At 63.6% G+C, this 20,800-nt stretch carries 14 protein-coding genes; 11 read left to right on the forward strand and 3 right to left on the reverse strand.

Annotated features, from left to right (window positions below):
• Positions 1–14: 14 nt before the first annotated feature.
• From ACOZK4_RS22475 to ACOZK4_RS22525, 11 genes are all read left to right on the forward strand, one after another.
• A complete protein-coding gene (locus ACOZK4_RS22475; protein WP_421593900.1) occupies positions 15–2,423 on the forward strand; it encodes a circularly permuted type 2 ATP-grasp protein in 2,409 nt (802 codons plus the stop codon).
• A gap of 23 nt (positions 2,424–2,446) precedes the next feature.
• Positions 2,447–3,334, forward strand: coding sequence for a transglutaminase family protein (locus ACOZK4_RS22480; RefSeq protein ID WP_421593904.1), 888 nt, complete (start codon positions 2,447–2,449; stop codon positions 3,332–3,334).
• Positions 3,335–3,473: 139 nt separating this feature from the next.
• Positions 3,474–4,691, forward strand: coding sequence for a TadE/TadG family type IV pilus assembly protein (locus ACOZK4_RS22485; protein WP_313521836.1), 1,218 nt, complete (start codon positions 3,474–3,476; stop codon positions 4,689–4,691).
• Positions 4,692–4,897: 206 nt separating this feature from the next.
• On the forward strand, positions 4,898–7,357 hold the full coding sequence (locus ACOZK4_RS22490; protein WP_409530303.1) for a glycogen/starch/alpha-glucan phosphorylase: 2,460 nt from the start codon (positions 4,898–4,900) through the stop codon (positions 7,355–7,357).
• Complete coding sequence (gene glgB, locus ACOZK4_RS22495) at positions 7,357–9,570, forward strand: 1,4-alpha-glucan branching protein GlgB (RefSeq protein WP_421593906.1); 2,214 nt, start codon at positions 7,357–7,359, stop codon at positions 9,568–9,570. Before ACOZK4_RS22490 ends, glgB begins: the two co-directional genes overlap by 1 nt.
• A 20-nt stretch (positions 9,571–9,590) precedes the next feature.
• Positions 9,591–10,853 (forward strand): glucose-1-phosphate adenylyltransferase, encoded by a 1,263-nt coding sequence (gene glgC, locus ACOZK4_RS22500; RefSeq protein WP_313521832.1) that lies wholly within the window; start codon positions 9,591–9,593, stop codon positions 10,851–10,853.
• A gap of 7 nt (positions 10,854–10,860) precedes the next feature.
• Entirely contained in the window at positions 10,861–12,300 is a 1,440-nt protein-coding gene (gene glgA, locus ACOZK4_RS22505; RefSeq protein ID WP_421593908.1) for a glycogen synthase GlgA, read from the forward strand.
• 3 nt (positions 12,301–12,303) lie between these two features.
• Positions 12,304–13,935 (forward strand): alpha-D-glucose phosphate-specific phosphoglucomutase, encoded by a 1,632-nt coding sequence (locus tag ACOZK4_RS22510; RefSeq protein WP_421593910.1) that lies wholly within the window; start codon positions 12,304–12,306, stop codon positions 13,933–13,935.
• 1 nt (position 13,936) lies between these two features.
• Positions 13,937–15,907, forward strand: coding sequence for a glycogen debranching protein GlgX (gene glgX / locus ACOZK4_RS22515; protein WP_421593912.1), 1,971 nt, complete (start codon positions 13,937–13,939; stop codon positions 15,905–15,907).
• Between the two features lie 63 nt (positions 15,908–15,970).
• Positions 15,971–16,459 (forward strand): MaoC family dehydratase, encoded by a 489-nt coding sequence (locus ACOZK4_RS22520; protein WP_421593914.1) that lies wholly within the window; start codon positions 15,971–15,973, stop codon positions 16,457–16,459.
• Entirely contained in the window at positions 16,456–16,980 is a 525-nt protein-coding gene (locus tag ACOZK4_RS22525) for a GNAT family N-acetyltransferase (protein WP_421593916.1), read from the forward strand. The genes ACOZK4_RS22520 and ACOZK4_RS22525 overlap by 4 nt, the downstream gene beginning before the upstream one ends.
• 2 nt (positions 16,981–16,982) lie before the next feature.
• On the opposite strand, the gene ACOZK4_RS22530 is transcribed toward ACOZK4_RS22525, so the two are convergent.
• The 3 genes from ACOZK4_RS22530 to ACOZK4_RS22540 form a co-directional block, all read right to left on the reverse strand.
• A complete protein-coding gene (locus ACOZK4_RS22530) occupies positions 16,983–17,531 on the reverse strand; it encodes a sarcosine oxidase subunit gamma (protein ID WP_421593918.1) in 549 nt (182 codons plus the stop codon).
• A complete protein-coding gene (locus ACOZK4_RS22535) occupies positions 17,524–20,517 on the reverse strand; it encodes a sarcosine oxidase subunit alpha (protein ID WP_421593919.1) in 2,994 nt (997 codons plus the stop codon). The genes ACOZK4_RS22530 and ACOZK4_RS22535 overlap by 8 nt, the downstream gene beginning before the upstream one ends.
• On the reverse strand, positions 20,514–20,800 hold a 287-nt coding region (locus ACOZK4_RS22540; RefSeq protein WP_421593921.1), incomplete at its 5' end, for a sarcosine oxidase subunit delta. The genes ACOZK4_RS22535 and ACOZK4_RS22540, both read right to left, overlap by 4 nt.

Below are 20,800 nucleotides of genomic sequence, written 5' to 3' on the forward strand. Positions count from 1 at the left end.
CTAGGAGACAGTGATTGAAGACCACGAGCGTGGAGGCAGAGCAGATCGAGGCCGAGACGGTGGAAGCGCCTGCCCGCGCCTATGCACCGCTTCCTGATGTCGCCGACGAGATGGTCGACACGCAGGGCAAGGTGCGCCCGGTGTGGCGGCACTTCCTTTCAGCGCTCGAACGCATGGACGAGGCGGACCTTGCAGGCCGCTTCGCCCGCGCCGACCGGTATCTGCGCGATGCCGGCGTCTTCTATCGCGCCTATGGCAAGGAGGCCGCCACCGATCGCGCCTGGCCGCTTTCCCACATTCCCGTGCTCATCGACGAAACCGAATGGGAAGATCTGTCGCGCGGCCTCGTTCAGCGTGCCGAACTGCTGGAAGCCGTCGTCGCCGATATCTACGGCAAGAACGAACTGGTCGCGAACGGCCTGCTGCCGCCCGCCCTCGTCGCGTCCAATAGCGAATTCCTGCGCCCCCTCGTCGGCGTACAGCCGCACGGCCGGCATTTCCTGCATTTCGTTTCCTTCGAGATCGGCCGCGGCCCCGACGGCAACTGGTGGGTGCTGTCCGACCGCACGCAGGCCCCGTCGGGCGCCGGCTTCGCGCTGGAAAATCGCGTCGCGACGACACGCGCCTTCTCCGATGTCTATGCCGAGACCCACGCGCACCGCCTCGCCGGCTTCTTCGGCGCCTTCCGCAACACGTTGCAGGCCGAAAAATCGGCGGAAGACCGCATCGCCGTTCTCACACCTGGCCTTGCCAACGAAACCTATTTCGAACACGCCTATATCGCGCGCTATCTCGGCTTCATGCTGCTGGAGGGCGAAGACCTGACGGTGGTCGGCGGCAAGGTCATGGTGCGCACGGTCGCAGGCCTGAAACCCGTGGGCGTGCTGTGGCGCCGCCTCGATGCCGCCTTCGCCGATCCGCTGGAACTCAACCAGAACTCCCATATCGGTACACCCGGCATGGTCGAGGCCCTGCGCTCCGGTTCCGTCACCTTCGTCAATGCGCTTGGCGCCGGTATCGTCGAGACGCGCGCCATGCTCGCCTTCCTGCCGAATATCTGCCGGCAACTGCTCGGCGAGGAACAGCGCCTCCCCTCGATCGCCACCTGGTGGTGCGGCCAGAAGGAGGAGCGCGCGCACGTCGCGGCCAATATCGAGCGCATGGTCATCGGCCCGGCCTATTCGACGCGCCCCTTCTTCGACGACAACGAACAGTCCGTGCTGGGCTCGACGCTGCGCGACACGGCAAAACACTCGATCGCCGAATGGCTGGAAAGCGACGGCACCAAGCTGGTCGGCCAGGAGGCGGTAACGCTCTCCACCACGCCTGCCTTCGTCGACGGCAAGCTCGTGCCGCGGCCGATGTCGCTGCGCGTCTTCGCCGCCCGCACGCGCGACGGCTGGCAGATCATGCCCGGCGGCTTCGCCCGCATCGGCGCCGGCGACAATGTCTCGGCCATCGCCATGCAGGAAGGCGGCTCGGCGGCGGACGTCTGGATCGTCAGCCAGAAACCGGTCGAGCGCACCTCGCTCCTGCCGGCGGAAGAAGTCTTCACCCGCAATATGCCCGGCAGCCTGCCGAGCCGCGCCGCCGACAATCTGTTTTGGCTCGGCCGCTATATCGAGCGGGCGGAAGGCGCGCTGCGCATCCTGCGTGCATGGCACGGCCGCTACGCCGAATATGCCAATCCGGAGCAGCCGCTGCTGAAGGATGTCAGCGACTATCTCGACGCGCTCGACATCGACACGTCGGAAGCCGTGCCGTCGACCCTCATCCGCAGCATCGACAGCGCGGTCTTCTCCGCCAGCAACATCCGCGACCGTTTCTCGCCGGACGGCTGGCTGGCGCTGAACGACCTGGCGAAGACCGCACGGCGCTTCCACGTCAGCATAGAACCCGGCGACGACGCGACGCGCGCCATGACCGTGCTCCTGCGCAAGCTCGCCGGCTTTGCCGGGCTCGTGCATGAAAACATGTACCGCTTCACCGGCTGGCGCTTCCTCTCCATCGGCCGCTATCTCGAACGCGGCCTGCATATGACGCGCCTGCTCGGCCATATGTCCGGCGAGGATGCACCCGACGGCGCACTCGACATGCTGCTGGAGATCGGCGACAGCGTGATGACCCACCGCCGCCGCTACAATGTGGCGACCGCACGCCTCACCGTCACCGATCTGCTGGCGCTCGATCCGCTGAATCCGCGCTCGATCCTCTACCAGCTGAATGAGATCAAGAACGAGGTCGAGCAGCTGCCGAACGCCTATTCCAACGGCCAGATGTCGCCATTCTACCGCGAGGCAATGCGCCTGCATGCGGGGCTCGCGGTGATGACGCCGGAAACGATGACGGATGCCGTCTATCAGCGTTTCGAGGCGGAACTCGAAAAGCTGTCGGACATCCTCGCGCAAACCTATCTGAGCTGAGCGAAAGGGAGGCGCCGAAAACCATGCTCTACGACGTCAACCTTCATATCAGCTACCTCTACGACACGCCGGTTTCCGGCGGTCGACACATCGTGCGGGTCCTGCCGCTCTCGATCGGCGGCCGCCAGCGGCTCGTCGCCGGCACGGTGGGCGTAACACCCGGTCCGGGCGAGCGGGTCGATCACAACGACTTCTTCGAAAACCCGATGAGCGCCATCCTCTTCCGCAATGCCCACGAGCGGCTGGATATCCGCATGCAGGCGCGCGTGCATGTCGATGTGCCGGAGCCGGCCGCCGATTTTTCGCCCGGTGTCGAGGATCTGCCAGAGGATATCGCCGGCTACTGGTCGCTCGATGCCGGCTCGCCGCACCACTATACAGGTCCGAGCCCGAGGCTGAGGGATTGCCCCGAGATCGCCGAATACGCCCGCGCGATAGCCAAGCCCGGCATGACAATCCGCGCCATCGCAACGGCGATCTGCGCGCGCATCCACAAGGACTTCACCTACGATCCAAAGGCGACGAATGTCGACACGACCCCGCGCGAGGCCTTCAAGCTGAAGCGCGGCGTCTGCCAGGATTTTTCCCATGTGATGATCGTGGCGCTGCGCAGCCTCGGCATTCCCGCCGGCTATGTCAGCGGCTTCCTGCGCACCATCCCGCCGCCTGGCAAGGAGCGCCTGGAGGGGGCGGACGCCATGCATGCATGGGTGCGCTATTGGTGCGGCCGGGTGAACGGCTGGATGGAACTCGACCCGACCAACGACATCCCCGCCGGCACCGATCATATCGTCGTCGCCTATGGCCGAGATTATGCGGATGTCGCCCCCGTCATCGGTGTCCTGAAAGGATACGGGCAGCACAAAACGAGCCAGGCGGTCGATGTTATTCCGGTACGGCAGACCGCCTAATCCCGATTGGAAACAGCGGGAAAACCCGGAAATTCAAGGCCTATAAAATTTTACGAAAACTATACCACGGCCCCGAACCGTTAAATAACATTTCGTTGTTAACTTCAGCCCACATTATGACAATGGTGGGTAAAGTCTCATGACGAAGAAGACTGGAAAACGGACGATGATCGCGCGGCTCCTCGGCGACCGCGGCGGCAATTTCGCGATGATGACAGCCATTGTCTGCCCGCTCATCCTGGCGGCCGGCGGCGTGGCGATCGACCTCACCAAGATGGTGATGACGCGGACGACCCTGCAGGACGCGGCCGATTCCGCGGCCCTTGCCGCAGCCTCCGCACTGGCAAACGACAGCAAGAGCAAGGCGGAAGCAAAGCTCCTTGCCATGCAGTTTCTCAAGACGCAGATGAACGGCGGGGTCGCCACCGACGAAGAGCACCAGGCCGGGCAGTCCGATGATGATAACGATCCGGAATTCGCAACCGGCACCGACATCACCATCACGGAAACGGCGATGCTCGGCAACGGCAAGTCCTACAAGGTCGACATCTCGACGAAGTATACCGTCAAGTTCAACGCCTTTACCCGACTGCTTGGCCAGACTTCGACTGTCATGAATGCCAAGAGCACCGCCGAAAGCGCGACGGAATCGAAAAATGCCCTTTCGATGTTCCTCGTGCTCGACAAGTCCGGCTCGATGGCCTGGATCACCAACGAAAAGGACAAGCTCGTCAATTCCTGCATCAACTGGACGGAATCCAACTGGGGCAACAGCAAAACCAAGCCGACCAGCCCCTGCTACGTCTCGAAGATGGCGGCCTTGAAACTCGCCGTCGCGAGCCTGTTCACGCAGTTCACGCTCGCCGATCCAACCAATACCTTCGTACGGACCGGGGCCATCTCCTATGATCTCGCAAGCTACACGCCGAGCGAACTCGCGTGGGGATCCACAGCCTCGCTCGCCTATGTCAACAAGCTGGTCGCCGACGGGGGTACCGCTTCGGGCGCTTCGATAAAAACCGCCTATGACAAGCTGAAGGCAACCACGGAAAACACCGCGCACAAGACCAAGAATGGGCAGGTGCCGACGAAATACATCGTTTTCATGACGGATGGCGCGAACAACTACTCGAGCGACGACACCAGCACCTTGGCGACCTGCGCAAGCGCGAAGAAAGACGGCATGGAGATTTACACCGTAGCCTTCATGGCACCGACCGCCGGCCAGAACCTTCTGAAGACCTGCGCGACCGACAGCTCGCACTACTTTGAAGCCACAAACATGGCCGCCCTCGTCGCCGCCTTCAAGGTGATCGGCGAGCGCACCTCCGCCGTGGTCTCCCGCCTGACGAAATAATTCGGTCTACATCCCCGAAAATCGAAACCCGCTGCAGTCCCGCAGCGGGTTTTTTTAGCATTTTCGCCGTGTTTCAGACATGTCGAAAATGCATGGGGCGTTTCTTGAAAAGGTATATTGCAAGCGCTTCGGATAGATGCATAAATTGATTTAAACGCGATTTCGGATGAACGAACGCATTGAATGCGAGGGAGCAAAGGTCACCGATGATGAACCGGGTTACCAACAACGATCTCGCGCCCGCTCTACGATCCTCAGATGTCGAACAGCTCGCGACGGAGCTGCTCGAACGCCTCAAATACCGCATCGGCAAGGACCCGAAAGTCGCCAAGCCGCATGACTGGCTGACGGCCGCGATCCTGGTTGCGCGCGACCGCATCACCGACAAATGGATGGATTCGACCCGGCGCACCTACGCGACGGGTGCCAAGCGCGTGTATTATCTATCGCTCGAGTTCCTCATCGGCCGCCTGATGCGCGATGCCATGACCAATACCGGCATCATGGAAGAAATGCGCCAGGCGCTCGCCATGCATGGCGTCGATATCGACGTCATCGCCGAGCTAGAGCCGGATGCGGCGCTGGGCAACGGCGGTCTCGGCCGTCTTGCCGCCTGTTTCATGGAATCGATGGCGACCGTCGACGTGCCGGCCTATGGCTACGGCATCCGCTATGTGCACGGCCTCTTCCGCCAGCAGATGGCGGACGGCTGGCAGGTCGAGCTGCCGGAAACCTGGCTCGCCCACGGCAATCCCTGGGAATTCGAGCGCCGCGAAAGCTCCTACGAGATCGGTTTCGGCGGCGGCGTCGAGACCATCAATATCGGCGAGGACAAGCAGCGCTTCGTCTGGAAGCCGGCCGAGCGCGTCATCGCGACAGCCTATGACACGCCGGCCGTCGGCTGGCGGGCCAAGCGCGTCAACACGCTGCGCCTGTGGGCGGCAAACCCGATCGACCCGATCCTGCTCGAAGCCTTCAATGCCGGCGATCATATCGGCGCGCTGAAGGAGAGCAACCGGGCGGAAAGCCTGACGCGCGTTCTCTACCCGGCTGATGCGACGCCGGCCGGCCAGGAGCTGCGCCTGCGCCAGGAATTCTTCTTCTGCTCCGCCTCGCTGCAGGACATCCTGCGCCGCCACCTCCAGCAATATCCGGATTTCACATCCCTGCCGGATGCCGTCGCTATCCAGCTCAACGACACGCATCCCGCGGTCTCGGTCGCCGAACTCGTGCGCCTGCTGACGGATGTGCACGGGCTCGATTTTGACGTGGCCTGGGATATCGGCCGCCGCACCTTCTCCTATACCAACCACACGCTTCTTCCCGAGGCGCTGGAAAGCTGGCCAGTGCCGCTGTTCGAGCGGCTGCTGCCCCGCCATATGCAGATCGTCTACGCGATCAACGCCAAAATCCTCGTCGAGGCGCGTAAGGACAAGGGTTTCGAGGACCAGCGCATCCGCAATATCTCGCTGATCGAAGAATCGGGCGAGCGCCGGGTGCGCATGGGCAACCTCGCCTTCGTCGGCTCCCATTCGACCAATGGCGTGTCGGCGCTGCACACCGAGCTGATGAAGGAAACGGTGTTCGCCGACCTGCACAAGCTCTATCCCGACCGTATCAACAACAAGACGAACGGCATCACGCCGCGGCGCTGGCTGATGCAGTGCAATCCGGGCCTGTTCAACCTGATCCGCGATGCGATCGGCGAAGGCTTCATGGACGATGCCGAGGCGCTGAAGGCGCTCGACGCCTTTGCCGACAACACGGATTTCCAGGCACGTTTTGCCACGATCAAGCGCGAGAACAAGAACCGCCTCGCCAATCTTGTCGGCAGCCGCATGGGCGTGCGCATCGACCCCGCGGCGATGTTCGACATCCAGATCAAGCGCATCCACGAATATAAGCGCCAGTTGCTCAACATCATCGAGGCTGTGGCACTTTATGACCAGATCCGCTCACATCCCGAACTGGACTGGGCGCCGCGTGTGAAACTCTTCGCCGGCAAGGCGGCGCCGAGCTATCACAATGCTAAGCTGATCATCAAGCTCGCCAACGACGTGGCGCGGGTGATCAATAACGACCCCTCCGTTCGCGGCCTGCTCAAGGTCGTCTTCGTGCCGAACTACAATGTCTCGCTGGCCGAGATCATGGTTCCCGCCGCCGACCTCTCCGAGCAGATTTCCACCGCCGGCATGGAAGCCTCGGGCACCGGCAACATGAAGTTCGCGCTGAACGGTGCGCTGACGATCGGTACGCTCGACGGCGCCAATGTCGAGATGCGCGACCATGTCGGCGAGGAAAACATCGTGATCTTCGGCATGACCGCCGAGGAAGTGGCGAAGGTCCGGGCCGAAGGACACAATCCGCGTGCCATCATCGAGCAGTCGAAGGAATTGTCGCAGGCGCTCGCCGCGATCTCCTCCGGCGTGTTTTCGCCCGATGACCGCAACCGGTTCACCGGTCTCGTCGACGGCATCTACAATCACGACTGGTTCATGGTGGCGGCCGATTTCGACGCCTATGCCAAGGCCCAGCGCCAGGTCGACGGCATCTGGGCGGACAAAACTGCCTGGTTTTCGAAGACGATACGGAACACAGCCCGCATGGGTTGGTTCTCCTCCGACCGCACCATTCGCCAATACGCCAAGGAAATCTGGAGAGCCTGATGACCGCACCGCCGAACAAAGGCACGACGGAACGACCGTCAGAGCTCCTGGCGAAAGCGGACATCGACGCGATATTGGAAAGCCGGCACTGGGACCCGTTCGCAGTGCTCGGCGTCCACGCGGTGGGCGATACCTACGTCGCCCGCTGCTTCCTGCCGGGCGCTGCCGAAGTGACGGCAGAAACGCTGTCGGGCAAGGTGATCGGTGCCCTTACACAGGTCGATCCGGCGGGCATCTTTGCCGGCGAGATTGCGGTGAAGAAACTCCAGCCGATCCGCTACCGCGCCCGCAATGACGGCGGCGAATGGGTTGTCATAGATCCCTACAGTTTCGGTCCGGTTCTCGGGCCGATGGACGACTACTATATCCGCGAAGGCTCGCATCTCAGGCTCTTCGACAAGCTCGGCGCCCATCCGATGACGCTCGACGGCATCGACGGTTTCCACTTCGCCGTCTGGGCGCCGAACGCCAAGCGCGTCTCCGTCGTCGGCAATTTCAACGAATGGGACGGGCGGCGCAATGCCATGCGGCTTCGCCGCGACACCGGCATCTGGGAGATTTTTCTCCCCGGCATCACCGAAGGCCACGCCTACAAATACGAGATCGTAGGCATCAACGGCGAGGTCCTGCCGCTCAAGGCCGACCCCTTCGCCCGCCGCTCGGAACTGCGCCCCAACAACGCCTCGATGACGACGGGGCCGATCGAGCAGGACTGGGAGGACGAGGCGCATCTGAAGCATTGGGCAAGCACGGACGCCCGCCGCCAGCCGATCTCCATCTACGAGGTCCATGCCGGCTCCTGGCAGCGCAACGCTGCCGGCGAGTTCCTCACCTGGGACGAGCTTGCCGACCGGCTGATCCCCTATTGCGTCGACATGGGCTTCACCCATATCGAATTCCTGCCGATCTCGGAGTTCCCCTTCGATCCGTCCTGGGGCTACCAGACGACCGGCCTCTATGCGCCGACCGCCCGCTTCGGCGAGCCGGAGGGCTTTGCCCGCTTCGTCAATGGCTGCCACAAGGTCGGCATCGGCGTCATTCTCGATTGGGTGCCCGCCCACTTCCCGACCGATGCGCATGGGCTCGGCAAGTTCGACGGCACCGCACTCTACGAGCACGAAGACCCGCGCCAGGGTTTTCATCCGGACTGGAACACGGCGATCTACAATTTCGGTCGCGCAGAGGTCCTGTCCTACCTCATCAACAACGCGCTCTACTGGTCGGAGAAGTTCCATCTCGACGGGCTGCGCGTCGATGCGGTCGCCTCGATGCTCTATCTCGACTATTCGCGCAAACACGGCGAATGGGTGCCGAACGAATATGGCGGCAACGAGAACCTGGCCGCCGTGCGCTTCCTGCAGGAGATGAATGCCCGCGTCTATGCCGCCCATCCCGGCATCCTGACGATCGCCGAAGAATCCACCTCCTGGCCGAAGGTCTCCGCCCCCGTGCATGACGGCGGGCTGGGCTTCGGCTTCAAGTGGAACATGGGCTTCATGCACGACACGCTGCAATATCTGTCGCGCGAGCCCGTGCACCGCAAGTTCCACCACAACGACATGACCTTCGGCCTCATCTATGCCTTCTCGGAGAACTTCGTTTTGCCGCTCTCCCATGACGAGGTGGTGCACGGCAAGGGCTCGCTGATCGCCAAGATGGCCGGCGACGACTGGCAGAAGTTCGCCAACCTGCGCGCCTATTACGGCTTCATGTGGGGCTATCCCGGCAAGAAGCTCCTGTTCATGGGCCAGGAGTTCGCCCAGTGGCAGGAATGGAACGAAGCAAAATCGCTCGACTGGAACCTGCTCGAATATCCCTTGCACGAGGGCATGCGCCGGCTGGTGCGTGACTTGAACGGCACCTATCGCCGCAAGGCAGCACTCCATGCCCGCGACTGCGAGGGCGACGGCTTCGAATGGCTGATCGCCGACGACCGCGAGAACTCGGTCTTCGCCTGGCTTCGCAAGGCGCCCGGCGAAAAGCCGATCGCCGTCATCACCAACTTCACACCCGTCTATCGCGAGGGCTACGCCGTGCCGCTGCCGTCGGAGGGGAGGTGGCGCGAGATACTCAACACCGATGCCGAGATCTACGGCGGTTCCGGCAAGGGCAACGGCGGCGCCGTCGAGGCGACAAAGCACGGCAACGGAAGAATAGCAGCCACCATCACCCTGCCGCCGCTGGCGACGGTAATGTTCGAGCTGGATGCATAACAGAGCTGGGAGGCGACACTATGGAGCAAAAGCGTATTCAACCCCTCGCCCGTGACGCGATGGCCTATGTCCTGGCCGGCGGACGGGGAAGCCGCCTCAAGGAGCTGACCGACCGCCGCGCCAAGCCGGCCGTGCATTTCGGCGGCAAGGCCCGCATCATCGATTTCGCGCTCTCCAATGCGCTGAACTCCGGTATCCGCCGCATCGGGGTCGCCACCCAGTACAAGGCCCATTCGCTGATCCGCCACATGCAGCGTGGCTGGAACTTCTTCCGCCCCGAACGAAACGAAAGCTTCGATATCCTGCCGGCCTCGCAGCGCGTCTCCGAGACGCAGTGGTATGAGGGCACGGCCGACGCCGTCTACCAGAACATCGACATCATCGAGGATTACGGCGTCGAATACATGGTCATCCTGGCCGGCGACCATATTTACAAGATGGACTACGAGCTGATGCTCCAGCAGCACGTCGATTCCGGCGCGCAGGTCACGATCGGCTGCCTGGAAGTGCCGCGCATGGAAGCGACCGGCTTCGGCGTCATGCATGTAGACGAAAAGGACCAGATCATCGCCTTCGTGGAAAAGCCGGCCGACCCGCCGGGCATTCCCGGCAACCCCGACTTCGCGCTCGCCTCCATGGGCATCTACGTCTTCCACACCAAGTTCCTGATGGACCTCTTGCGCCGCGACGCCGCCGACCCGACGTCGAGCCGCGACTTCGGCAAGGACATCATCCCCTATATCGTGCAGAACGGCAAAGCCGTCGCCCACCGCTTCAATTCCTCCTGCGTGCGCTCGAACTTCGAGCGCGAAGCCTACTGGCGCGACGTCGGCACGATCGACGCCTACTGGCAGGCCAATATCGACCTGACCCACATCACCCCGGAACTCGACATCTACGACAGCTCCTGGCCGATCTGGACCTTCGCCGAGATCAAGCCGCCGGCCAAGTTCGTGCATGACGACGAGAACCGCCGCGGATCGGCGACCTCCTCGCTGGTCTCGGGCGACTGCATCATCTCCGGCGCCTCGCTGAACCGCAGCATGCTGTTCACCGGCGTCAGGGCGAATTCCTATTCGCGCCTGGAAGGGGCCGTCGTGCTGCCGAACGTCATGATCGGCCGGCATGCCAATCTCAAGAACGTCGTCATCGACAGCCGCGTCGTCATCCCCGAAGGCCTCGTCGTCGGCGAGGATCCCGAGCTCGATGCCCGCCGCTTCCGCCGCTCGGAGAACGGCATCTGCCTCATCACCCAACCGATGATCGACAAGCTGGAGCTCTAGCCGGGTCATGAACATCCTTTCGGTGGCATCCGAAGTATTCCCGCTCATCAAGACGGGAGGCCTCGCCGACGTCGCCGGCGCGCTGCCGATCGCGCTTGCCGGGCATGGCATGCACATGTGCACGCTCATGCCCGGTTATCCCGCGGTCATGCAGCGGCTGGGCGCGGTCGAGGTGGTCGCCGGTTTCGACGACCTGCTCGGCGAACCGGCGCGCATCCTCGCCGCCACGCATGAGGGCCTCGATATCCTCGTGCTCGACGCCCCGGCCTATTACGACCGGCCGGGCGGCCCCTATGTGGATGCCACGGGAAAGGATTTCACCGACAACTGGCGGCGCTTCGCCGCACTTTCCTTTGCGGGCGCCGAAATCGCTCGCGGCCTGCTGCCCGACTGGCGGCCGGATATCGTGCACGCCCATGACTGGCAGGCGGCGATGACCGCCGTCTACATGCGCTATACCGGGTTGCAGCACATTCCCACCGTCATCACCGTGCACAACCTCGCCTTCCAGGGCCAGTTCGGCGCCGATATCTTCGCGGGGCTCGCCCTGCCGCCCGAAGCCTTCACCATGGATGGGCTCGAATATTACGGCGATGTCGGCTACCTCAAGGGCGGGCTTCGCACCGCCTGGTCGATCACCACGGTCAGCCCGACCTATGCGCACGAGATCATGACGGCGGAATACGGCATGGGCCTCGAAGGCCTCATGAACGCCCGCTCCAACGATCTCATCGGTATCGTCAACGGCATCGACACCGCCGTGTGGAACCCGGAGACCGACGCCAATATCGCCCGCCCCTATGCCGCCGGCTCGCTGAAGCAGCGCTCCGTCAACCGGCAGGCCGTCGCCGAGCGTTTCAGCCTGGAGGACGACACCGGCCCGATCTTCTGCATCATCAGCCGTCTCACATGGCAGAAGGGTATCGATCTGATCGCCGAGGTCGCCGACTGGATCGTCGAGCAGGGCGGCAAGCTTGCCGTGCTCGGTTCGGGCGATCAGGCATTGGAGGGCGCGCTGCTTGCCGCCGCATCCCGCCACCGTGGCCGCATCGGAATCGTCATCGGCTATAACGAACCGCTGTCGCATCTCATGCAGGCCGGCAGCGACGCCATCCTCATCCCCTCACGCTTCGAGCCCTGCGGGCTGACCCAGCTCTACGGCCTGCGCTACGGCTGCATTCCCGTCGTCGCGCGCACCGGCGGGCTTGCCGATACGGTCATCGACGCCAACGAAGCCGCCCTTTCCGCCCGCGTCGCCACCGGCTTCCAGTTTACTCCCATCAATGCCGACGGGCTGCGCCAGGCGCTGCGCCGCGTGTTCAAAGCTTATAGCGAGCCGAAAATCTGGGGCCGCATCCAGAACCAGGGCATGAAGTCTGACGTTTCCTGGGAAAACAGCGCCGCGCGCTATGCCGACCTTTATTCCAGCCTTCTATCGCGAGTGTAAGCCATGACCGTCAAGACCGTCCCGACCACGCCCTATAGCGACCAGAAGCCCGGCACGTCGGGTCTGCGCAAGAAGGTTCCCGTCTTCCAGCAGAAGAACTATGCGGAGAACTTCATCCAGTCGATCTTCGACAGCCTGGAAGGGTTTGCGGGCCAGACGCTGGTTATCGGCGGCGACGGCCGTTACTACAACCGCGAGGTCATCCAGCTCGCCATCAAGATGGCGGCCGCCAACGGCTTCGGCCGCGTGCTTGTCGGCCGCGGCGGCATCCTCTCGACGCCCGCCGCCTCCAACGTCATCCGAAAATACCAGGCCTTCGGCGGCATCGTGCTCTCGGCCAGCCACAATCCCGGCGGCCCGACGGAAGACTTCGGCATCAAGTACAATATCGGCAATGGCGGCCCGGCACCGGAAAAGATCACCGATGCCATCTTCGCCCGCACCAAGACCATCGACAGCTACAGGATCGCCGATGCCGACGATCTCAACCTCGACATCGAAGGCACCCATGAGATCGAAGGCATGACGGTCACCGTCATCGATCCAGTCGCCGACTATGCCGCGCTGATGGAGACCCTCTTCGACTTCGACGCCATCCGCAAGCTGCTGGCCGGCGGCTTCCGCATCGTCTTCGACGCGATGAGCGCCGTAACCGGCCCCTATGCCAAGGAAATCCTGGAAAACCGCCTCGGCGCCGCCAAGGGCTCGGTGCTCAACTTCATGCCGCTGCCCGACTTCGGCGGCCACCATCCCGACCCCAACCTCGTGCATGCCCGCGCCCTCTACGAGACCATGATGGCCGAGGATGCGCCCGACTTCGGTGCGGCCTCCGACGGCGACGGCGACCGCAACCTGATCATCGGCAAGGGCATCTTCGTCACACCCTCCGACAGCCTGGCAATGCTCGCGGCCAACGCCCATCTCGCCCCCGGCTATGCCGCGGGCCTTGCCGGCATCGCCCGCTCCATGCCGACCTCGGGGGCCGCCGACCGCGTGGCCGAAAAGCTCGGCATCGGCATTTATGAGACACCGACCGGCTGGAAATTCTTCGGCAACCTGCTCGATGCCGGCCTCGCCACCATCTGCGGCGAGGAAAGTGCCGGCACCGGCTCCAACCATGTGCGCGAGAAGGACGGCCTCTGGGCCGTGCTGCTCTGGCTCAACATCCTCGCCGTGCGCAAGGAAAGCGTGCTCGCCATCGTCGAACAGCATTGGGCGACCTATGGGCGGAACTACTATTCCCGCCACGACTACGAGGAAGTCGACAGCGACGCCGCAAACGGCCTCATGGCCAACCTGCGCGACCAGCTCGCCACGCTGCCCGGAAAATCCTTCGGCGCGCTCACCGTCGAAACGGCAGACGACTTCGCCTATAACGATCCCGTCGACCAGTCCGTCTCCAAAAACCAGGGCATCCGCATCCTCTTCAAAGGCGGCTCCCGCGTCGTCTTCCGCCTCTCCGGAACCGGCACCTCAGGCGCAACACTCCGCGTCTATATCGAACGCTTCGAACCCGACGCCGCCCGCCACGACATCGACACGCAGGAAGCGCTCGCCGACCTCATCGCCGTCGCAGACACAATCGCCGGCATCAAGACGCGAACCGGACGCACACAGCCAACGGTGATCACCTGACATGACCGTTACCGCCCCCTCCTTCGCACCGGGCGCCACGCTCTCCGGGGACGGGGTGGAATTCGCGGTCTATTCCCGCGATGCCGCCCGCGTCGATCTCTGCCTGTTCGACAATGACGGCGACAAGGAACTCGCCCGTCTCGCCATGGGGCGGGACGAAAGCGGCTTCCACCGCGTCTTCGTCGAAGGCGCCACGGAGGGCACGCGCTACGGCTTCAGGGCCGACGGTATCTATTCGCCGGACCATGGCCTGTGGTTCGATCCCGCAAAACTGCTGGTCGACCCCTACGCCAGAGAACTGGACCGTCCCTTCCAGCATGACGGCCGCCTCGCCGTCTTCAGCATCGAGACGGCGGATATCGTGCCGAAGGCGGTCGTCACGCGCGACCGGCCCGTCACGATAGAGCCGCCAGTCTTCCGCCCGGGCGGCTTCGTCTACGAGGTCGCCGTGCGCAGTTTCACCATGCTGCATGCGGAAGTGCCCGAGGCGATGCGCGGCACCGTCGGCGCTCTGGCGCACCCCGCCGTGCTTGCCCATCTGAAACATATCGGCGTCGATGCCGTCGAACTGATGCCGATCACCGCCTGGATCGACGAGCGCCACCTGCCGCCGCTCGGCCTTTCCAACAGCTGGGGCTATAACCCGATCGCCCTCATGGCGCTCGATCCGCGCCTCGTGCCCGGCGGCATGAAGGAGCTGGCCGACACGGTCGCGGCCTTGCGCGCCGAGAAGATCGGCGTCATCCTCGATCTCGTCTTCAACCATTCCGGCGAGAGCGACCGCCATGGCGCCACGCTCTCCATGCGCGGCCTGGACAATCTCACCTACTATCGCCACGTGCCGGATCGCCCCGGCGAGCTGATCAACGACACCGGCTGCGGCAACACGATTGCGGGAGAACACCCGGTCGTGCGCCAGCTCGTGCTCGACAGCCTGCGCCATTTCGTGCGCCATGCCGGCGTCGATGGTTTCCGCTTCGACCTCGCCACCATTCTCGGCCGCGAGGCGGACGGCTTCTCCGCCCGCTCGGCCCTGCTGTCCGAAATCTGCGCCGATCCGTTGCTGAAAAACCGCGTGCTGATCGCCGAACCCTGGGATATCGGCCCCGGCGGCTACCAGCTCGGCAATTTTCCGGCCCCCTTCCTCGAATGGAACGACCGCTACCGCGACGACACCAGAACCTTCTGGCGCGGCGACAGCCACCGCCTCGGAGCCTTCGTCACTGCTCTTGCCGGCTCGTCCGATATCTTCTCCCGCCACGGCGGGGAGGAGACGCGCAGCGTCAATTTCCTTGCCGCCCATGATGGCTTCACCCTGATGGATCTCGTTTCCCACACCGTGAAGCACAATGGCGCGAACGGCGAGGACAACCGGGACGGCCACAACGAGAACCACTCCTGGAACAACGGTGCGGAGGGTGCCACGACCGACGGCGCCGTGCTTTCCGCCCGCCGCGCCGATGTGAAGGCCCTCATCTCCAGCCTCTTCCTCTCACGCGGCACCATCATGCTGACGGCCGGCGACGAGGGTGGCCGCAGCCAGGGCGGCAACAACAATGCCTATTGCCAGGACAATGCGATCACCTGGATGCACTGGGACCGCCTGGACGACGGCCTGATCGAACACACCGCCATGCTGTCGGCGATCCGCAAGCGGTTTCCCGCCCTTTCCGAAACCGCCTTCCTGCAGGACGGCGATGTGGAGTGGCGCACACTCTCCGGCCACCCGATGAGCGTCGCCGACTGGGAGGCACCGTTCAACGGCACGCTGCTGGCACTTTTCAGGACGGCGGATCTTCAACAGCAACAGGGCGTGCGCCTCGCAATCGCCATCAACCGCACGCACGGTGAGCAGGCGCTGGCTCTGCCGCCGTCCGAAGGGCATGGCTGGGTGAGCCTCATCTCCGTCAACCAACCACCCGTCGGCCTGCTTCATCCCCGCAGCGTCGAAATTTTTGTCGAAAAGCACTGAACTTCATTGCCCGGACAAACCGTCTCTTTAGAAGAGGCGCCGAATCGAGCGGCAGGAAAGCATATGCCAGACAGCATCCACCTGAAGGACATCACCGCCCTCGTCGGCACGGAAATCGGCCTGTCGCGCTGGTTTAGCGTCGACCAAACCATGATCGACCGCTTCGCCGTGGCGACGGAAGATCATCAGTTCATTCACACCGACCCGGTGCGCGCCGCTGCCGAAACCCCCTTCGGCGGCACGATCGCCCATGGTTTCCTGACGCTCTCCCTGCTGTCGGCAATGAACTACGATTGCGTGCCGCGCATCATCGAGCAAACGATGGGCATCAATTACGGCTTCGAAAAAGTGCGCTTCATGGCGCCGGTGAAGAGCGGCGCACGCGTACGCGGCCGTTTCACGCTTGCCGAAGCCCGCTTTCGTGGTGCCGGCATGGTGACGATCCGCTATGATGTTTCCGTCGAGATCGAGGACGAGCACAAGCCGGCGCTGACGGCCGACTGGATCACCATCATCCAGTTCGATCCGAAGGATCGGCCGGAGGACGTGTGAAGGTCCGCCCTGCTTTGGCCGAAGACCTGACGGTCCTCGAGGCCTGCGACTTCTCCTTCCTCGTCACACGCGAGGCAATGCCGCCATTCCAGGGCGACTGGCTGGCGCATGCCCGACCGGTCGAGCCCTATCCGAAGAGCTACGGCTTCGATCCGGCGGAACTGGCGGAGATCCTATGCGCCGAGGACAAGGCGCTGTTCGTCGTTCTCGGTGATGAAATGCCCGTCGGCTATCTGGCGCTTTCGGTCGGGTGGAATCGCTTCGCCGTCATCGACGATATCGCCGTGGATGCCGAATGGCGCGGCACCGGGGCGGCGCAACGGCTGATGCAGCAGGCGGTCCAGTGGGCAGACGAAAAAGCCTTGTCCGGCATCCGTCTGGAAACACAGACGAACAATGTCGCCGCCTGCCGCTTCTATCTGCGCCAGGGCTTCACGCTTGGCGGCTTCGACCGGCACCTATACGAAGGGCTGTCCCCCGGCACGCGGGAGACAGCCCTGTTTTTCTACCGTTTTCTCTGAGCTCAGAGGCTGGCGTCTTCCGCGCCTTCGACCAGCATGCCGAAGGCATAGGACGAGAACGAGCGCCAGCACTCGACGCGGTAATCCTCTTCACCCGTGCGCAGCAGCACGATCTCGACCTTGCCGAGAACCGTGCGGGCTGCCGCACCGACTGGGAAGGCCGACATGCCCAAATCGAGCGGGCAGGCCGCCGCGATGGCTTCAGCCGCATTGGAGCCGGAGACGAGGATCGCCGTGTTGCGGTGGGAGACGTCGGTCGCCGAGTGCAGCGCCGAGACACCCGAGGCGATGCCCATCAGGTCGGCACCGTTCTCGTCGATCAGCAGCCATTCGTCCGGACCGAGCCAGAGCGCATGACGGCCGCTGATGGAGGCCGAGGTTTTCGGGCGTTGCGGCAGTTCCAGGCCGAAGGCCAGCGACAGCGTGCCGATGGCGTCGGGGCCGGCGCGCAGCGCAAGGCGCGTTGCTGGGCTGGCGGGCGTGACGCGCGCACCGGCAGAACCACCATGGCGACCGGCGAGCGGCGCCTTGCGAAGAGCTTGATCAGCCATTGAGGCGGCCTCCTTCCTTGTCGACAAAGACCATTTCGCTGACCTCGACCGCGATCGTGCGGTCGGGCATCGGCACATAGAGCGTCTGGCCGAGACGGGCCTGCCCACCGGCGACGAGCGCCATGGCGATCGACCGGCCGCAATTTTCCGACCAGTAGGACGACGTCACCTGGCCGAGCATCTTCATGGGCTTCGGCTCGTTCGGATCGGCGACGATCTGCGCGCCCTCCTCCAGAACCACGTTCGGATCCTTCGTCAGAAGGCCGACCAGCTGCTTGCGGCCTTCCTTGACGAGATCGGGACGCTTCAGCCCGCGGATGCCGACGAAGTCCGTCTTCTTCTTGGAGACGGCCCAGCTGAGGCTCGCATCATGCGGGGTCACCGTGCCGTCCGTATCCTGGCCGACGATGATGTAGCCTTTTTCGGCGCGCAGCACGTGCATGGTCTCGGTACCGTAGGCGCAGGCACCGAGCGGTTCGGCCCTTGCCCAGATGGCTTCCCAGATCGCCTGGCCGTAATCGGCGGGCACGTTGACTTCGTAGCCCGCTTCACCGGTGAACGACATGCGGAAGAGCCTGGTCGGCACGCCGCAGATCTTGCCTTCGCGAACACTCATATGCGGGAAGGCTTCGTTGGAAATGTCGATGCCTTCGATGAGCGGCTCGAGGATTTCGCGCGCCTTCGGACCCTGCACGGCGATGACCGCCCACTGTTCGGTGGTCGAGGTCAGCCAGACCTTGAGATGCGAGAATTCCGTCTGGAGATAGTCTTCCATGTGGTTCATGACGCGCGGCGCACCGCCCGTCGTGGTGGTGACATGGAAACGATCTTCCGCCAGACGACCGACGACGCCGTCGTCATAGACGAAACCGTCTTCGCGCAGCATGATGCCGTAGCGGCAGCGGCCGGGCTTCAGCGTGTCCCAAGCATTGGTGTACATCAGGTTCAGGAACTCGGCGGCATCGGGGCCGACGACTTCGATCTTGCCGAGCGTCGAGGCATCGAACAGGCCGGCGGCGTTACGCACCGTGCGGCATTCGCGATTGACCGCATCGTGCATGGTCTCGCCCGAACGCGGATAGTACCAGGCGCGCTTCCAGTTGCCGACGTCTTCGAAGACGGCGCCATGCGCTTCTTCCCAGGCATGCATGGGCGTCTTGCGGGCCGGATCGAACAGGTCGCCGCGCGAATGGCTGATCAGCGCACCGAAGGTGACCGGCGTATAGGGCGCACGGAAGGTGGTGAGACCGATCTTCGGGATCTCGCGGTTCAGCACTTCGGATGCGATGGCAAGGCCGTGAATATTGGACAGCTTGCCCTGGTCGGTCGCCATGCCGTTGGTGGTGAAGCGCTTGATATGCTCGATCGAGTGCATGCCCTCGCGCACGGCAAGGCGGATGTCCTTGGCGCAGACGTCGTTCTGGAAGTCGACGAAGGCCTTGACGGTCGTGTCGATGCCAGCGCCTTCCGCGCTGCCTGCCATGCCGCCGGTCCATTCGAAGGCGTTTTCGCCACGAAGCTCGACCTTGCCGCCGCCTTCATTGCCGGTGGCGCGCGCCATCAGTTCGCCGGCCGCCAGCGATTCCTCGATGGTGGCCTGAAGGCCGTCCGTGCCGTTGCACGAACCGACCGAAAGGCAATCCTGCGCATAGGTGCCCGGTAGGAAGCGGCCGGAGGCGGCGTCATAGGCCACCTTGCCGCGCGACTGCGAGAACAGATGCACGGAGGGCGTCCAGCCGGCGGACATCAGCAGTGCATCGACCGGGATCGACCGGGCCGAACCACCACCGTTGCGGGCGACCGACATGGCGGAGACGCGCAGCTTGCCCTTGGTGTCGATGACCGAGTGACCGGTCAGAACCTCGATACCGAGCTTACGGGCTTCGGTCAGCACGGCATCGCCGGGCTTTTCGCGGTTATCGACGATGGCGGCGATGGTCACGCCGGCACGCTTCAGGTCGAAGGCTGCTTCATAGGCAGAATCGCTTGCCGTATAGACGCCGACCTTGCGGCCGACGGCGACGCCGAAATGGTTGAGATAGGTGCGCGCGGCCGAGGCGAGCATGATGCCCGGACGGTCGTTGTTGGCAAACACCATATGGCGCTCGATCGAGCCAGTCGCGATAATCACGCGCTTGGCGCGGACCTGCCAAAGACGCTCGCGCGGCAGCTTCTTGTCCGGCTTGGTGAGGTGGTCGGTGACGCGTTCGACGAGGCCGACGAAATTGTGGTTGTAGTAGCCGAAAGCCGTCGTGCGGGTGAGAACGGTAACGTTCTCCATCGCCTTCAGCTTGGCAGCCGTCGCCTGCGCCCAGTCGTAACCGTTCTGGCCGTCGATCTTCACCGATGTGTCGTAGTGCAGCGCACCGCCGACTTCCGGCTGTTCATCGACGAGGATGACGCGGGCGCCGGCTTCAGCGGCGGCAAGCGCTGCGGAAAGACCGGCAACGCCGGCACCGGCCACCAGCACGTCGCAATGGGCGTAGCGGTTGGCGTAATGGTCCGGATCCTCTTCCGTCGGCGAAACGCCGAGACCGGCGGCCTTGCGGATGAAGGGCTCATAGACCTTTTCCCAGGCGGCCTTCGGCCACATGAAGGTCTTGTAGTAGAAACCGGCGGCGAAGAACGGCGACAGCAGGTTATTGATGCCGCCGATATCGAAGGCAAGCGAGGGGAAGCGGTTCTGCGATTCCACCTTCATGCCGTCGAAGACTTCCTGCACCGGCGCGCGCACGTTCGGCTGGCGGCGGGCGGCGTCGCGGGAGACGTCGATCAGCGCGTTCGGCTCTTCCGGACCGGCCGAGAGAATGCCGCGCGGGCGGTGATACTTGAACGAACGACCGACGAGATGCACGCCATTGGCGAGCAGCGCGGAGGCGACGGTATCGCCTTCGAGCGCGTCGATGGTCTTTCCGTCGAAGGTGAAACGCGCCGTCTTGGCGGGCGTCAGGCGGCCCTGACCGGCAATGCGATTAGCACCGCTCATTTCGCGGTTCCTTCCGTGGCTTCATAGGTTTCGACGGTTTTCTCGGTAGCGGTGGTCACGCCGGGAATGTCAGGCTTCGGCTCGCCGGCCTTGTAGCTCAGGTAGAACTTGTCGCTCACCGTATCGCGCGCCGCATTGAAGAAGCGGCCGCAGCCATGGATGTGGCGCCAGCGTTCGAAGATTAGGCCCTTCGGGTTGTCGCGCAGGAAGAAGAACTCCTGGAATTCCTCGTCGGAAATATCGGCCATATTGGTCGGCCGGGCGATATGGGCGTCGCCGCCAT

It is taken from the genome of Shinella sp. M27 (genome assembly GCF_049199905.1).
GTDB lineage: Bacteria > Pseudomonadota > Alphaproteobacteria > Rhizobiales > Rhizobiaceae > Shinella.

Excerpts from the sequence above, each read along its gene's own strand:
- ACOZK4_RS22520 (WP_421593914.1), top strand. The coding sequence starts at position 15,971 with ATGCCAGACAGCATCCACCTGAAGGACATCACCGCCCTCGTCGGCACG.
- ACOZK4_RS22535 (WP_421593919.1), bottom strand. The coding sequence starts at position 20,517 with ATGAGCGGTGCTAATCGCATTGCCGGTCAGGGCCGCCTGACGCCCGCC.
- glgC (WP_313521832.1), top strand. The coding sequence starts at position 9,591 with ATGGAGCAAAAGCGTATTCAACCCCTCGCCCGTGACGCGATGGCCTAT.
- ACOZK4_RS22485 (WP_313521836.1), top strand. The coding sequence starts at position 3,474 with ATGACGAAGAAGACTGGAAAACGGACGATGATCGCGCGGCTCCTCGGC.
- glgX (WP_421593912.1), top strand. The coding sequence starts at position 13,937 with ATGACCGTTACCGCCCCCTCCTTCGCACCGGGCGCCACGCTCTCCGGG.
- glgB (WP_421593906.1), top strand. The coding sequence starts at position 7,357 with ATGACCGCACCGCCGAACAAAGGCACGACGGAACGACCGTCAGAGCTC.
- ACOZK4_RS22490 (WP_409530303.1), top strand. The coding sequence starts at position 4,898 with ATGATGAACCGGGTTACCAACAACGATCTCGCGCCCGCTCTACGATCC.
- ACOZK4_RS22530 (WP_421593918.1), bottom strand. The coding sequence starts at position 17,531 with ATGGCTGATCAAGCTCTTCGCAAGGCGCCGCTCGCCGGTCGCCATGGT.
- ACOZK4_RS22480 (WP_421593904.1), top strand. The coding sequence starts at position 2,447 with ATGCTCTACGACGTCAACCTTCATATCAGCTACCTCTACGACACGCCG.
- ACOZK4_RS22510 (WP_421593910.1), top strand. The coding sequence starts at position 12,304 with ATGACCGTCAAGACCGTCCCGACCACGCCCTATAGCGACCAGAAGCCC.
- glgA (WP_421593908.1), top strand. The coding sequence starts at position 10,861 with ATGAACATCCTTTCGGTGGCATCCGAAGTATTCCCGCTCATCAAGACG.